At 42.4% G+C, this 14,900-nt stretch carries 13 protein-coding genes and 2 pseudogenes; 10 read left to right on the top strand and 5 right to left on the bottom strand.

The annotated features are described in order from the left end of the window. Positions 1 to 21 precede the first annotated feature (21 nt). Positions 22 to 1,161 (top strand): amidohydrolase, encoded by a 1,140-nt coding sequence (locus AAGA51_RS20450; RefSeq protein WP_042479211.1) that lies wholly within the window; start codon positions 22 to 24, stop codon positions 1,159 to 1,161. Positions 1,162 to 1,512: 351 nt separating this feature from the next. Here AAGA51_RS20450 and AAGA51_RS20445 read toward each other — a convergent pair whose 3' ends face one another. Both AAGA51_RS20445 and AAGA51_RS20440 read right to left on the bottom strand, forming a co-directional pair. Further along, positions 1,513 to 2,148 carry a LysE family translocator gene (locus AAGA51_RS20445; protein WP_042479208.1) on the bottom strand — a complete coding sequence of 212 codons (636 nt, stop codon included), beginning with the start codon at positions 2,146 to 2,148 and terminating at the stop codon, positions 1,513 to 1,515. Between the two features lie 88 nt (positions 2,149 to 2,236). Beyond that, complete coding sequence (locus AAGA51_RS20440; protein ID WP_042479206.1) at positions 2,237 to 2,947, bottom strand: type 1 glutamine amidotransferase; 711 nt, start codon at positions 2,945 to 2,947, stop codon at positions 2,237 to 2,239. Between the two features lie 112 nt (positions 2,948 to 3,059). Here AAGA51_RS20440 and AAGA51_RS20435 point away from each other — a divergent pair, with 112 nt between their 5' ends. Then, entirely contained in the window at positions 3,060 to 3,830 is a 771-nt protein-coding gene (locus AAGA51_RS20435) for a helix-turn-helix transcriptional regulator (protein ID WP_042479203.1), read from the top strand. A 131-nt stretch (positions 3,831 to 3,961) separates the two neighbouring features. Here AAGA51_RS20435 and AAGA51_RS20430 read toward each other — a convergent pair whose 3' ends face one another. Further along, entirely contained in the window at positions 3,962 to 4,687 is a 726-nt protein-coding gene (locus tag AAGA51_RS20430) for an NYN domain-containing protein (RefSeq protein WP_042479201.1), read from the bottom strand. Between the two features lie 331 nt (positions 4,688 to 5,018). Here AAGA51_RS20430 and AAGA51_RS20425 point away from each other — a divergent pair, with 331 nt between their 5' ends. The 4 genes and pseudogenes from AAGA51_RS20425 to AAGA51_RS20410 form a co-directional block, all read left to right on the top strand. Continuing rightward, positions 5,019 to 5,552, top strand: a complete 534-nt coding sequence (locus AAGA51_RS20425; RefSeq protein WP_042479198.1) for a YbhB/YbcL family Raf kinase inhibitor-like protein — start codon at positions 5,019 to 5,021, stop codon at positions 5,550 to 5,552. A gap of 24 nt (positions 5,553 to 5,576) precedes the next feature. Continuing rightward, positions 5,577 to 5,849: pseudogene (locus tag AAGA51_RS20420) on the top strand (AraC family transcriptional regulator); the annotation flags it as partial. A 107-nt stretch (positions 5,850 to 5,956) separates the two neighbouring features. Further along, a complete protein-coding gene (locus tag AAGA51_RS20415) occupies positions 5,957 to 6,997 on the top strand; it encodes an IS481-like element ISVvu4 family transposase (protein ID WP_000903432.1) in 1,041 nt (346 codons plus the stop codon). 113 nt (positions 6,998 to 7,110) lie between these two features. Beyond that, positions 7,111 to 7,572: pseudogene (locus AAGA51_RS20410) on the top strand (helix-turn-helix transcriptional regulator); the annotation flags it as partial. Positions 7,573 to 8,117: 545 nt separating this feature from the next. Here AAGA51_RS20410 and AAGA51_RS20405 read toward each other — a convergent pair. Continuing rightward, a complete protein-coding gene (locus AAGA51_RS20405) occupies positions 8,118 to 8,489 on the bottom strand; it encodes a rhodanese-like domain-containing protein (RefSeq protein ID WP_081878789.1) in 372 nt (123 codons plus the stop codon). A gap of 297 nt (positions 8,490 to 8,786) precedes the next feature. Here AAGA51_RS20405 and AAGA51_RS20400 point away from each other — a divergent pair, with 297 nt between their 5' ends. After that, a complete protein-coding gene (locus AAGA51_RS20400; protein ID WP_052404652.1) occupies positions 8,787 to 9,335 on the top strand; it encodes a prepilin-type N-terminal cleavage/methylation domain-containing protein in 549 nt (182 codons plus the stop codon). 83 nt (positions 9,336 to 9,418) lie between these two features. Here AAGA51_RS20400 and AAGA51_RS20395 read toward each other — a convergent pair whose 3' ends face one another. Beyond that, positions 9,419 to 10,075: an HAD family hydrolase gene (locus AAGA51_RS20395; RefSeq protein WP_042490394.1), complete on the bottom strand. Its 657-nt coding sequence runs from the start codon at positions 10,073 to 10,075 to the stop codon at positions 9,419 to 9,421. 219 nt (positions 10,076 to 10,294) lie between these two features. On the opposite strand from AAGA51_RS20395, the gene AAGA51_RS20390 reads away from it, so the two are divergent. From AAGA51_RS20390 to AAGA51_RS20380, 3 genes are all read left to right on the top strand, one after another. Beyond that, a complete protein-coding gene (locus AAGA51_RS20390) occupies positions 10,295 to 12,064 on the top strand; it encodes a SulP family inorganic anion transporter (protein WP_042490392.1) in 1,770 nt (589 codons plus the stop codon). A 257-nt stretch (positions 12,065 to 12,321) separates the two neighbouring features. Beyond that, positions 12,322 to 13,758, top strand: coding sequence for a hypothetical protein (locus AAGA51_RS20385; protein WP_342291581.1), 1,437 nt, complete (start codon positions 12,322 to 12,324; stop codon positions 13,756 to 13,758). Positions 13,759 to 13,857: 99 nt separating this feature from the next. Next, a complete protein-coding gene (locus AAGA51_RS20380) occupies positions 13,858 to 14,898 on the top strand; it encodes an IS481-like element ISVvu4 family transposase (protein WP_000903432.1) in 1,041 nt (346 codons plus the stop codon). Positions 14,899 to 14,900 lie beyond the last annotated feature (2 nt).

Genomic DNA, 14,900 nt, shown 5'->3' with positions numbered 1-14,900 from the left:
ACGACAAGGAGGTCGTGAATTATGTCTCAAACAACGTGGAGTGATTTTAGACGCACGCTGCACCAGTATCCTGAACTCTCAAACCATGAGCATCAAACCGCTCATCGTGTCAAAGATGTGTTTAAGCGTTTCCAGCCGGATGAAACGGTTTCTTCTCTTGGCGGCCATGGGGTTGCTTTCGTCTTTAACGGTTTCAAAAAAGGGCCCACAACCTTAATTCGTTGTGAGTTGGATGCATTACCTATCGAAGAGTGTAATGACTTCGCTCATCGCTCGGTTCATCAGGGCGTGTCGCACAAGTGTGGTCATGATGGACATATGGCAATTGTGACGGCATTAGGTGAAATGCTCTCCGAAAACAAACCGAAATCTGGTCGCGTTATTCTCGCTTTTCAACCAGCAGAAGAGACGGGAGAAGGGGCTATCAATATGGTGAATGACCCTTCGTTTTCCAATTATCTACCGGACTTCGCTTTTGCTTTGCATAATTATCCGGGTCTGGAGTTAGGGCATGTAGCGGTAAAATCCGGTTCTTTTAATTGCGCTTCTCGCGGGATGCTCATTCGCCTCAAAGGGAAAACCTCTCATGCAGCTCATCCTGAGAATGGAGTCAGCCCTGCTTTGGCGATGTGCAGCATTATTGAATCCTTGGCTGCCTTACCTGAAACCCTTACTCAAAGAAGTTGGGTGACCGTTATTCATGCATCTCTTGGCGAAATTGCTTTTGGTACATCACCGGGTGATGCCGTGGTTATGGCGACCCTACGCAGCGAAACCAACGAAGCAATGGAGAGTTTGGTTCATGCCGCAACAGAAATAGCGCAGGAACTGGCCCAGCAACATGGGCTGACGTGGTCGCTGGAATGGCAGGATGTTTTTCAGGCCAGTGTGAACTCGCAACTTGGTGCCGAGCTGGTGGTGAAAGCGTGTCAAAGCACTCAGACACCTTGCCATATTCTTAAGGAACCAATGCGCTGGTCGGAAGATTTCGGACAGTTTACAGCGGTTGCAAAAGAGGGCGCGATGTTTGTGCTCGGCTCAGGCAGTAAAAGCCCACAACTTCATAACCCCGATTACGATTTCCCAGATGAGTTAATACCAGTTGGTAAAGCGGTATTTGCAGATCTTATCGAACAGATTAATGGTTTAAATAGAGCTTAAACCTAAACAATAACGGCATATTAAGATGCCGTTATTGAATTAAACTTATGTAAATTAAGTGTGTTTGTTATTTGATGCCCACTTAATGAGCTCAACGACGAACCGACCACATCCCCAAATGAACCTTTCGTTTCCACTTAACCTATAGAACTAAGTTCTGGCGCGTAGATCTAGTTCGCACTCACCTTTCCTCCACGCCAAAATTCTGCACGTTTACAAAGGCGTGTAGAACCTTAAATGGTAAGGGGTGGAGGGCATTTGAGGAGGTATAGTTTATGGGCACAACTTTGTCTGAAATTAGTATTTCATGCATTACTTAAAGTATAGCAAAGTGCTCATCAGTGACATTTGTTAGCGACTGATGATTAATTTCAACCCTAACCCTCCTATCACTGACCCAGACAAATAATCAATAAATTTTTTAAATCTTAAGTACGCTTGACGAGGACGTGAAGCAGATAAGACTAATGCAACGATTAGATACCATCCTGCATTACTCAAAAATGTGCAGATTGGTACTGCAATATAGAAATACGTAGGTATGTTTTGTGGAAGGAATGTTGTAAATACGCTGGCAAATACGATGGCTGTTTTAGGGTTGCTGAGTTGGATTCCTAAACCTAATAAGTACGAACGAAATAAGGGGATGTCTTGGCATCTTGTGGCATCTATAGTCTGTAACGGAACTCGATCTGATCTCACGATTCCAAATGCCAAAAACAGGAGGTAGTATCCTCCTGCAATTTTAAATATTAAATAGCTTACCGGCATCAGGCTAAAAATCGTTTGTAATCCAAGTAAGGCAGCAACCGATAGAACTAAAGCTCCCGTCCCCATACCTAATGCGGTACAAATTCCATGCCGCCTTGAAAGTGAAATTGCTCGTCTGGCAACAAAAATAAAGCTGGGACCCGGACTCATAGCGCCGAGAGTAATCGCTCCAGTAATTGCCAATATTGGTATGTATGTTTGAAAATCAATATTCATGAGTTTCCTCAATAACTATCTATCAAATAAACCAGAAAATTGGTTCAATGAGCCGCTGATAAAATCAGAAACAACCAGAAACTTAACTTTATGCTTGATACGATTTCGCTAGTTTATCCAAAAATTCGTGTAGCTTTTGGTTCATCTCGTCATAGTCATGATTCATTAGTACTTCAGGTTCATCAACAAAACGATAGTTTGCGGCCTCGCTGAGATCATCATTTTCGATGAGCAACGCTACAACATCTTTAGTCAATTCCATATGACACTGAAAACCAAACACTAAATCGCTATAAGCAACGATTTGTCGAGGACAGCCTTCACTGTACGCAATGATTTTTGCGTCTGGAGTCAGTCCCGGCATATCGTTGTGCCAATGGCCCACTTCCAGAACGGTGCCAAAATGGTCAAACAGTGGATGGGTAACACCGTCTTTAGTTAGCGTGATAGGGAACTTACCGATTTCCCGTTCAGGGCTATGCTCATATTGAGCACCTAATGCTTCACCAATGAGTTGAGATCCCAAACAAATACCAAGTACGACTTTTCCTGCATCAATCGCTTTTGTAATTACCGCCTGTTCACCTTTAGCATCGAAGTGAGCACATTGCTCGATAGTGGTTACGGGATCTTGTGGGCCACCCATGACAATCAGAAAATCGATATCATCTACTTTTTCCGGAAGAGAGTCACCATCATAAACCCGAGAATAAGTCGTGGTGTAACCGCGAGCTTTAGCCCAGGACTCATAAGCGCCCGGAGCTTCAAAATTTTCATGGATGATAAAGTGAATACGCATCTTTTGGCCTTTTACCTTTTTGCTTCTTCTAAAGATTGGCCTACGATGTTATACCAAATCCAAGTGGCGTAATTTATAATAACTGACAATTAATATATATAAGCCGCCAATTATGCAAGCTAACGACTTAATCAGAGATTTTCCGGATAAACAATTTATAACCAAAACAACTACCATGACCTCTGGTTATATTGATGATTTCCATTCACATCCATGGCACCAAATAATCTTTCCACGTCAAGGGTTGTTACAATCAGATATTAGTGATAAAAGTGGAATAGTCCCTCACAATGGTATGCTCTTTATCCCCGCCAATACCATTCATAAATCTGTTGCAATTACCGACACACAATTTTTAGCGATTTACCTCAACCCTAACAAACATGTTCAGTATGGAAGGGAGCCTAAATCCTGTCAGGTAAGCGCCTTCCTCAAAGAGTTGATACTGTTTTTGTTTGAAAGCGATACGCTCTTACAGTCGGAATACAATTTGGCACATTTGTTAACGGTCTTACGAGATCAAATCGAGGCAGCAAACAGTTATGAAATACCACTTCTCATCCCAACGGACAAACGCCTTTTATCTATTTTTCTACAGCTTAAACAGCAACCTGACTTACCGTTTACGTTAAAAGAATGGGCAAAAAAAGTCGGAGCATCTGAGCGCACATTATCCAGATTATGTGCGAAAGAGTTCTCTCAATCATTTTCTCTGTGGCGACAAAATATAAGGCTGGTTTTATCTCTGCCATTATTAAGCTCGAAAATGAGCATACAGGAAATTGCAATGGAGTTGGGGTATGCATCTGATTCATCCTATGTACAGGCTTTTAAAAAGCTGTTTAATCAGACACCAAGAAAATACCGCACTGCAAACCTATAAACGAGTACAGACTCTCTAATACATTGGATTACACTACTACTTTTGGGATTATTTTTAGTAAGTCAGACTCACGCAAATAAGCAATGTTCACCTTGGGCTAGAAATGATAAAGAGGCAAATACTTCTTAAGATTAATTCACCTTATTTGCCAATGTCTTTGTCTTCTTTTTGTCTCGAACCCACAGCACAGAACCATTCGTCTTTTTCATTTCAAAAAGGTCTATTGCTTGAAAAAGGTCACTTAGCTTTTTAAATCCGTAGTTTCTTTGATCAAATGAAGCGTGATTAGATATATGCGTACCTATAGGCCCAAGCATCGCCCACCCGTCATCGTCTCCCACAGCTTCTATGGCTTGTCTTAAGAGATTAATTAGGCGCGTATCGCCTTTGATACTTCTAGTTTGTTTCTGTACTGGTTGTTCTTCCTTTTCATCGTCTAGATATAAGAAACGTGAACAACTATTTACAAATGGTAAAGCGGCTTTACGCTCACCAAAACCGATCACAAATTTTCCATCCGCAAGTGCTCTTGTAACTAATGGAGTAAAATCACAATCAGACGAAACTAAGCATATAACATCAATATCTTTGGTATACAGTATGTCCATCACGTCTATGACTAATGCCATATCTGTTGCGTTTTTTCCTTTTGTAAGATCAAATTGCTGAATGGGCTGAATTGCAAATTCGTGGAGAACTTCTTGCCAAGACTTTAGAGTGGGATTCGTCCAGTTTCCGTATGCTTTCCTTATATTAACTACACCGTATCGCGCTAACTCTGATAGGACCTTATCTATTTTGGGGGCGGGTGCATTATCCGCATCTATAAACAATGCGATTTTCTCTTTTTCTTGCATACAGTTCTCGTACTAAATCGGTGGCATATTCTAGGTTTATAGCATTACAAAAATTTAGGCAATGACGAAGCATGAAAAGTGATACGAGAAACAATGCCAAATTGAAAAGGGGCAGAGACGAGTCAGGACAGAACGCACTGATTCATTACTGGACACCCTTGTACTATGTAGTGCTGCAATATCTATCAAACGAGCATTCTTATAAACTATTTACTGGAAACGATAAGTGTCAATAAATTATCATTCCAAGCTTCTCGTGATACTTATTGAACAACCGACTCTTGGTAAGAGGCATATAATTAGCCCCGAACTCAAGAAAAGGAACACTTCAATGAAAGTAATCAGTACGTCTATATTGGCACTAAGTTTGACAACTTTGGGCTCAGCTCAAGCCTTTGAATTAAATAGTAGTGATATTCAAGAAGGTTATCCTATGGCTAAGACCTTTGAATATAATAGCTGGGGTTGTAGCGGTAATAACCAGTCACCTCAACTAACCTGGAAAGACGCTCCATCAGGTACTAAGAGCTTTGCAATCACAGTTTATGACCCCGATGCACCCACAGGCAGCGGATTTTGGCACTGGGTCGCATTCAACATTCCAACTTCAGTCAACGAACTACCACGAGGCGTAAACATTAAACATCTGGGTGGCATCGAGTCTCGTATAGATTATGGTACCGCTGGCTTTGGTGGTGCCTGTCCTCCTCAAGGGCATGGTATGCACCGTTACCAATTTACTGTGTGGGCATTGCCTACAGAAAAACTAGAACTTAACGAAAACACTCCAGCGGCTGTGGTCGGCTTTACGTTGAACAGTATCGCTTTAGACAAAGCCAAGTTAACCGCTACTTATACACGTTAAACCAAGATAACAATGAGGGGAATGATGAACCAACAATATCAAGTTACGATATTCCGAGCAGAGCAACTTCAAAAGCTCAGGAACGTACGGCTTCATTCCCCAAGCATTATTCAAATTATGACTGGCAGTAAACGTCTATTTTGGAGGGAATCTACTATAGATGTTTCCCATTCTGAATTGTTGTTATGCGAGGCTTCCGAGTCATTGAGTTTTGAGAACCTACCACAAAAGGGAAATTTTCGTTCCAGAGTGTTCAGTTTCTATGGCTTACCGAATGACTCAATAATTGAACTAAGTTGTATTAGTTCCGACTAGATCTGACACTTCAATTTGAAAAGAAGAGAGTTACCCACTTTGATTAAAGGTGCTTAATCACTAATCAAAGACAAAAAGAGGTAACTCTCATGCTTCATACTAGCAATCCAATTATCAAACACAAAGCGGGCCTTCTCAATCTTGCAGAAGAACTCGGTAATGTATCTAGAGCCTGTAAGGTTATGGGGGTATCAAGAGATACTTTCTACCGTTATCAAGAGTTGGTTGAGACGGGGGGTATTGATGCTCTGATTAACCGTAGCCGAAGAGCACCGAATTTGAAGAACCGTGTTGATAGTGAAACTGAGCAAGCCGTTATCAAATACGCCATCGACTTCCCAGCTCATGGACAAGTTAGAACGAGTAATGAATTACGTAAATTGGGAGTGTTTATCTCTCCAAGTGGCGTACGCTCAATCTGGCTTCGCAATGACCTAGAGAACTTCAAGAAACGTCTTATCGCACTGGAGAAACAGGTCGCAGAGAACGGTATTATCCTAACAGACGAGCAAGTTGCGGCTCTTGAGCGTAAGAAGCACGATGATGAGGCTTGTGGTGAGATAGAAACAGCGCATCCAGGTTATCTCGGCTCTCAAGACACATTCTATGTTGGCAACTTGAAAGGTGTTGGTCGCATCTATCAACAAACCTTCGTTGATACCTACAGTAAAGTCGCCTTTGCCAAGCTCTACACAACGAAAACACCAATCACCGCAGCGGATATATTGAATGATAAGGTTCTACCGTTCTTTGAGGCGCATGAACTGCCAATGCTGCGAATCTTGACTGACCGAGGCACTGAATACTGTGGTCGTGTTGAGCAGCACGATTACCAGCTCTACCTAGCCATTAATGATATCGACCACACGAAAACTAAAGCGATGTCACCACAAACAAATGGTATCTGCGAGCGCTTCCACAAGACCATATTGAATGAGTTCTACCAAGTGACATTCAGAAAGAAACTGTATGGTTCTATCGAAGAGTTGCAGAAAGATCTGGACGAATGGATGGACTACTACAACAATCACCGTACTCATCAAGGAAAAATGTGCTGTGGCAGAACGCCGATAGAAACATTAGAGGATGGGAAATCAATCTGGGCTGAAAAGAATCTAGCCCAGATATAATCTGACAGGCACCAAGTCGAAAAGTGGGTAACTGTCAGATCAGGTCTGAATTAGTACAACTAAGTAAAAGTAACGGTGGTACAGAACAGACTCCCATACTAGAAGTTAGTGACGCATTACAAGTTACCCTTAACGCACTTTTCTCATTCAACCAACAAAGTATGAGTCAGGAGACCCAATATTATTGGGTACAGGGGCTTTATCAACAGCTGGCAGAACGTGGCGTATTACATTGTCTGTTTACTGATAACAATACTAAATTTAGTCAGAAATTAAGCCGCTATCTGGCGAAAAATCCAAGTGAGGAGCACTCTTTAGACTCGGTTGCGCAGCACTTTGCTATAAGCCGTTCAACAATGATTAGAAAACTTAAGAAAGAAGACACGCAATATAGAGAAGTGCTAGCAGAAGTCCGATTAAATCATGCATTAAACTTAATGCAAAAAGGTCACAATAACGTCGCAATGCTGGCTCTTTCATGTGGCTATCAATCCGAAGGACGATTTAGCCAACGCTTTAAAGGCAAATTTGGACTAACACCAAGTGACTACATCAAAACCGTCGCTGTTCAATGATTTATTCATGCAGAATGATACATACAGGTCTCATTATCTGACAATCGAAATGCACCTGAAAAATAACTTATTGTGTTTATAACTACTACGGATTATCAGTTTCATATACTTTGTCGCATTACAAAAAATAGGTCAACTGGTACCTACCTCGAAGAAAGGATTAGTCGTAGTCCTATTGCTGTGTTTCCTGCTAGGAATTGATATCCAGCCTCCAAGCTTTTAAGTGCTAGAACATCTACTCTTCTATTTCAGATGAATATTTTAATCCGATAATGTTCATACCATTTTGAGCTAACTGCAACATTGACTCGTTTCGGGGAAGTATTTAGTTAGAACAGAACGGAAAACTGAAAACGCAAACATATCCATTTGGTTTAGCTTACTCACCAATGTATGCGTAGCAAACGCAGTTCCACAAAGTGAATTCTTAGTTGCTGGTGTGTTCAGTTTGTCTTTGTTTTCACTGCACACACAAATGGCCATTTCTCGATAAGGTTTTATGGCCTTCTTTGACGGTGCAGTGATTCAGTTTGCTAGAGGGATAATCAGTTCAATGGTGCTTGGTTCAATTGTGCTTCCTGCATTTCTGATAAGCCACCACCGTTGTGAACATTGATGAAGCCCTGTTTCACAAGAGATTCCATCGCCATGCCCGAGCGGTTTCCACTGCGGCAGTAAACGACAATTGAACGATCTTTGGCGATATCTGCAAAACCAGTTTCAACCGTGTTGAGTGGAATATTAATCGCGTTGTCGAGGTGACCTTGAGCGAACTCTTCAGGGGTTCTAACATCGACAACCAGTGCGCCACTCTCAATCAGTTCCCATGCGGCATCAGCTCGCTGTGATGCCAAAGCTGAACCTGCTGGTAACGCCATTGCGCCGCCTAAAAGTAAACTTAATAGCTTTTTCCACATAACCTTACATCTCCTTGGTGGATATCCTACTGAACTCATTATGAACGCAATTTTCCAAGTTCGACAATAAAAAAGCTGAAGTGTTCATTTCGTTGCTCTGTTACAGATTAGCAATAGATATCTTTGTAAGAATTATCAGAAATAAACTCATTTTTGATGGCTTAACATTAACCTGATTGTGAAGAATGCTAGAGTGTCATTCTTTCGATGCTAGCGTTGACTAAGCCTAATAATTCAATGGGTTTCAACGACGTTTAGCATTAAATCATTCTTACTAATGTTATGAAGTAAAAGCACATGGCTGACGTTGTAAAAAGAAGAGTACATAGTGGTTTTACCTTAATAGAACTTATCGTCGTTATTGTCATTCTAGGACTATTAGCAGTTACCGCCGCTCCTAAATACTTTGGGCTAAGTTCATCTGCTAAAACAAAAGTGTTGCAGGATGCCGAAGGTAGAATCCACTCGTTAAATGAAATGGTTCATGCAAAAGCAATTATCGAAAATGTTGGAGATCTGTCTGGGAATATTTTGATTGAAACTAATCTAGGGCAAATCAATTTATATAATGGTTATCTTGAATCCCACCAATATGATAATGAGAGCGGAAGCCGTATCGACATTTTTAATATGATAGGTCTGGAAGAAGGAGGCTTGCTTCATATTGGCGACGAAGCAGGGGAAGATGGCGTGGAATGGGGATGTACTCGTCGCAGAGCAGGCTTTGGTTTGTTGGGAACCGCAGGCTCGAATAGCGAAACTGGAGACGCTTGTTATGTTGAATATGGAGAAGCCTGTAGCCTTGAAGAGTCCTATTCAGTAGTAGTCAACAGCCTTGGGTGTTGATGCTTAAATATCGACTTGAGTTGTGAGTGGAGAATGCCAACATAACGGCTTAGCCGCTTTATCGGTTCTCCACCAATAAATATTTAACTTGCCGCTTTCAATTCGCTTAATACATCGTGCATTGAGTTGCGAATATATGGGCCGAGTGCCAGTACATCGTCACAAGGTTTAACTAAATCAGGAATTTGATAAGTGATCATGTTCGCAGCCATCGCAGATTTCACACCGTTGTTCGAATCTTCAAAGGCAAGACAATGCTCTGGGGCGATATTTAAGCGCTCAGCCGCGAGCAGATAAATCTCTGGGTCTGGTTTACCGTTCTTCACTTCACAGCCTGTCGCGTAGGTATCGAAGTACTGATCAAGCTCAGCCAAACGCAGTTTTACAGTTGCAACGTCGCGTTGAGTGGAGGTAGCGACAGCGGTAGGAATATTGTTTTCTTTCAGCCATTGCAAAAGTTCAACAACCCCTTCTTTGACAGGAATAGCTTGGTGCTTCACAACTGCGTCATAGCGCTTACGCCATTCTTGATGCAGTACTGGGTAGTCTAAATCAGGGCCGTAACCTTCACGTAAGGTTTGTTCTATTCCCGCCGCGTTTTTGCCAATCACAGACAGGTAAATCTCTCGGTGGAAAGGTACGCCTACTGCGTAGCAGGCTTGTTCGAAGATTTCTAAACAGACTTGCTCGGTATTCAGCAATAGTCCGTCCATATCAAAAATAGCAGCTTTGAATTTCATTATTACAACTTTGAGCTGGTGTGCGGAAGCTCGTTATTCTCCCATATTCTGACTTTGAAGTGAGATTTTTTTTATCGCCTTGAAAGTGTCTGCTTATCTTTTCTTACGTAACGCATTAGGCCGAGAGAGATTTTTTGCGTTGGGTTATCCTTACGCCCCCGTTTTTGGGATCAGCTTCAAACAACATACCGGCTTAAGCCGTCTTGGAAGGTAAAATCGTTGAAATCTGCATCAATTCAGCAATGGGTGCCAGGGTTGCACCAGCTCAAAAATTATGACCGTTCGTGGCTAAAGGATGATGTTCGCGCGGCTGTCTCTGTTGTTGCTGTTGCGTTACCGGTGGCGATTGCCTATGCCCAGTTAACGGGTGTGTCAGCTATTGTGGGCTTGTATTCCTGCATCCTGCCAATGATCGTTTACGCTCTGTTCGGCACATCTCGCCAATTGATCGTTGGGCCTGATGCTGCAACTTGTGCGGTAGTTGCTGCGGTTGTTACGCCATTAGCTGGTGGTGATCCTATTCGTCATATGGAACTGGTCACGGTGATGACGTTAATGACAGGGGGATGGTGTATTTTAGCCAGCCGCTTCAAGTTAGGCATTCTGGCGGATTTCTTATCTCGTCCAATATTGATTGGTCTATTAAATGGTGTGGCGTTGACCATTATCTTTGGTCAGTTGGTGAAGTTTATCGGGATTAAAAATTCTGAGGAATTCTTACTTCAGAATGTGATTGATACGCCTTGGATTATCTTCGATGTGCATTGGCAGACCGTTGCAATAAGTGTTGTGACGGCGGTGATTTATTTTGGCTTTAAGAAGTTTCAGCCTAGCTCTCCTGCCGCAATGATCTCAATTTGTGTTGCGAGTTTATTGGTGTGGTTTTTCCAACTTGATGAACAGGGTGTCAAGGTGATTGGTTCTATCCAAGGCGGATTGCCAACGCTCCACGTTCCAAATATTGAAGTGACAACGTTACGTGAACTGGTGATGCCTGCGCTGAACTTAGCTATGGTGAGTTTTGTGAGTATGATGCTCACCGCCCGTAGCTTTGCGGCCAAGAATGGTTACGAAATCGATGCGGATAAAGAGTTTCAGGCATTGGGTTTGGCGAACTTGGCTTCTGCGTTCTCGCAAGGCTTTGCGATCAGTGGTGCTGATTCTCGTACCGCAGTGAATGATGCCAACGGCGGTAAAAGCCAAATGGTTTCCATTATTGCTGCGCTGTTAGTGGCTGTTATTGCTATCTTCGTTTACGAGCCTTTACGTTATATTCCAATTGCGGCGTTGGGTGTGGTGTTAATCATTGCTGCCACATCATTGGTCGATTTATCGGGGATTTGGCAAATGAGGGTCCGCAATAAAGACGCCTTTTATTTAGCAACGATTACTTTCGTCGGCGTATTGGTGATTGGTGTGATACCGGGAATTACCATGGCGGTGTTGCTGGGTTTAGTGCAGTTCCTGCGAGTGATCATGCGTCCAACCGATGAACTGCTGGGTTTGGATAAAGAAGGAACCGTGCGTGCTTTAGATAGCTCAGACAAAGCTTCGCCGATTCCGGGTTTAACGATCTATCGTTTTAACTCTCCACTCACTTACTTCAACTCGCCTTACTTTAAGCGTCGAGTGCTGGATCATTCGGAAGCGGCAGCCCCAGAAGAGAAGTGTTTTATTATCGACGCGGTGTCTTGTTTTACTCACTTCGATTTAAGCGTTATGGCGACGCTTGCCGATGTGCACAAAATTCTAAAAGGCCGCGGTATCCGATTGGTTGTCGCTGGGCGCAAACCAAGTATGCGTAAGTGGTGTGAGTTAAGTGGTATTCCCGTCGGCGACGGTGGCCTAGTATTACGCGCAGATATGTTCGTGGCGATCAAACTCAGTGGCTGTTATTTCAATGCTGTTGGGGAAGGGCACATCCCTGAAATTCAGAAAGAAGCCGATAGCTCAGTCGAAGATATTCGTGTTGCTCCGAGTGTTGCTTAAAGAAGTTCCAAGTAAAGCTAACCTACCACTTTAGTTTCTCAGTTTTAATGGTCTTCATTCGAGTAAGTTTTTGCCTGAACAGGTTAAAAGTTACTCGAATGAAGGCCATTTTTTTGGCGATAATTTTAATGTATTGAAAGTATTAAACAAAATTCTTGGTACGGACTTTGGTTGTCGTATAGCAAAGCCAATAATAAACAACGTAGTCAATGAGTGATTATTGGTTAGTTTCGCTACTCAATTAAGGTAATCATTGGATGATCAATCGAATTAAATTCGCAGTGTTTTTTTGTTCATTAGTCTTTTTATCGGGATGTGTGAAAGATGATTTCGTCACATATAAACCGAAACTGGGCGATGAAAAAACGTATCAAATAGAGTTAACAAAGCGCCTTGTCTATGAAGGCCGCGATCTAGAGGAAAATCCTGTTTTATTTGAACAACTTAACCAAACTCGGTTTAAGGTTGACGGGATTCGTCCTGAAGCTATAAGTCTTGAGCAGCGTTACGATTATTTTTCTCTCGAAGGGATAGGTGGTTCTTTTAATAGTGTGATTGATGACACTTCGAATCGATATAAAGATATTCGCCAGCTGCTGTTAGAAGGCTTTAATTTGTCATTGGATAGGTCATCTACGGAACGCCCTATTTATTCAGCAAACAATCAAGATCTATGGAATAAGCTGAAAGATGCTGATAAGGAAGATCGAGTACAAGAGTTAGATGTGATGAAGTTTGTACCCATGATAGCGAAAAGCATCCCTGCGAAAGTAGGGGCTCAGGTACCGCTAAACGATTTTTGGGGACAGCCCGCGACATTAAAAGTAGAACTGATTGATGAACACGTGATAACGGCAACCATTGACGCTTTTTCTGACGACAAACAAACGGGTGTGGTGGCTAAGGTCACCATTGATCGCCAAAATGGTTGGGTTCGGAGCTTATCAATGATATCAAAGCAACCTGCACATCTGCCTGACTTGTACAATCCAACTTATGTTTTAACACATGCGCAAATAGCGGTTTCAGAATTATCTCTACAGGACATTCCTTATGCAGATGATGTTTTTCAGGACTCATCTCAGAATGTGGTGTCGGAACCTAAATTTTACGACTATGAAATTTTTGATATAGAGCCAACGGGCAAGTTGGTGGGAAATACCAAAGGTGCCTTTTATTTTGATAAAGATAGGTTGAGGTTGGTTTACCCATCAGTCGTTGAAGGTGGTGAGAATTATTACAGTTATAGTCTGGATAAACTTTATGCGCTGGATAAAAACGGCCAGCGAGACAAGCAAAAGTTTTGGTTAGAGGGCTATTACAGAGAGTGGAAGTCTTGGGAATCTGATGGAATTGTTTCTCTGGATTTTCCCGCCTTGCCTTTAGGTTGGGATGCAGAGAAAAAATTAGATGATTTTCATGCGTTTGAAGGGGAAGTATCTATTCAACACCACCAAAGAGTTAAAGAGGAGGTGGAGTGGGTTTCTGGTCAGAACCGAGTATTGAATGTACAGGGGATTGATGTTCGGATTCTTCCTGTGTCAGATACCTCTGAACACTACTTGATAGTCGCCAAACACAGCGGAGACAGCTGGCTTGCTCCATATGTTGTTGAAACTGGAGGGACGACGAAAAATGCTTATGTGACTTCATTAGATCGAGTACGTTCATTAATCTCAAATGAACTGTATTAGTTCCGACTAGATCTGACACTTCAATTTGAAAAGAAGAGAGTTACCCACTTTGATTAAAGGTGCTTAATCACTAATCAAAGACAAAAAGAGGTAACTCTCATGCTTCATACTAGCAATCCAATTATCAAACACAAAGCGGGCCTTCTCAATCTTGCAGAAGAACTCGGTAATGTATCTAGAGCCTGTAAGGTTATGGGGGTATCAAGAGATACTTTCTACCGTTATCAAGAGTTGGTTGAGACGGGGGGTATTGATGCTCTGATTAACCGTAGCCGAAGAGCACCGAATTTGAAGAACCGTGTTGATAGTGAAACTGAGCAAGCCGTTATCAAATACGCCATCGACTTCCCAGCTCATGGACAAGTTAGAACGAGTAATGAATTACGTAAATTGGGAGTGTTTATCTCTCCAAGTGGCGTACGCTCAATCTGGCTTCGCAATGACCTAGAGAACTTCAAGAAACGTCTTATCGCACTGGAGAAACAGGTCGCAGAGAACGGTATTATCCTAACAGACGAGCAAGTTGCGGCTCTTGAGCGTAAGAAGCACGATGATGAGGCTTGTGGTGAGATAGAAACAGCGCATCCAGGTTATCTCGGCTCTCAAGACACATTCTATGTTGGCAACTTGAAAGGTGTTGGTCGCATCTATCAACAAACCTTCGTTGATACCTACAGTAAAGTCGCCTTTGCCAAGCTCTACACAACGAAAACACCAATCACCGCAGCGGATATATTGAATGATAAGGTTCTACCGTTCTTTGAGGCGCATGAACTGCCAATGCTGCGAATCTTGACTGACCGAGGCACTGAATACTGTGGTCGTGTTGAGCAGCACGATTACCAGCTCTACCTAGCCATTAATGATATCGACCACACGAAAACTAAAGCGATGTCACCACAAACAAATGGTATCTGCGAGCGCTTCCACAAGACCATATTGAATGAGTTCTACCAAGTGACATTCAGAAAGAAACTGTATGGTTCTATCGAAGAGTTGCAGAAAGATCTGGACGAATGGATGGACTACTACAACAATCACCGTACTCATCAAGGAAAAATGTGCTGTGGCAGAACGCCGATAGAAACATTAGAGGATGGGAAATCAATCTGGGCTGAAAAGAATCTAGCCCAGATATAATC

Origin of the sequence: Vibrio diazotrophicus (assembly GCF_038452265.1) — a bacterium.
Lineage (GTDB): Bacteria > Pseudomonadota > Gammaproteobacteria > Enterobacterales > Vibrionaceae > Vibrio > Vibrio diazotrophicus.
The sequence above is the reverse complement of the archived record's forward strand: the minus strand, read 5'-3'. Positions and strand labels throughout refer to the sequence as shown.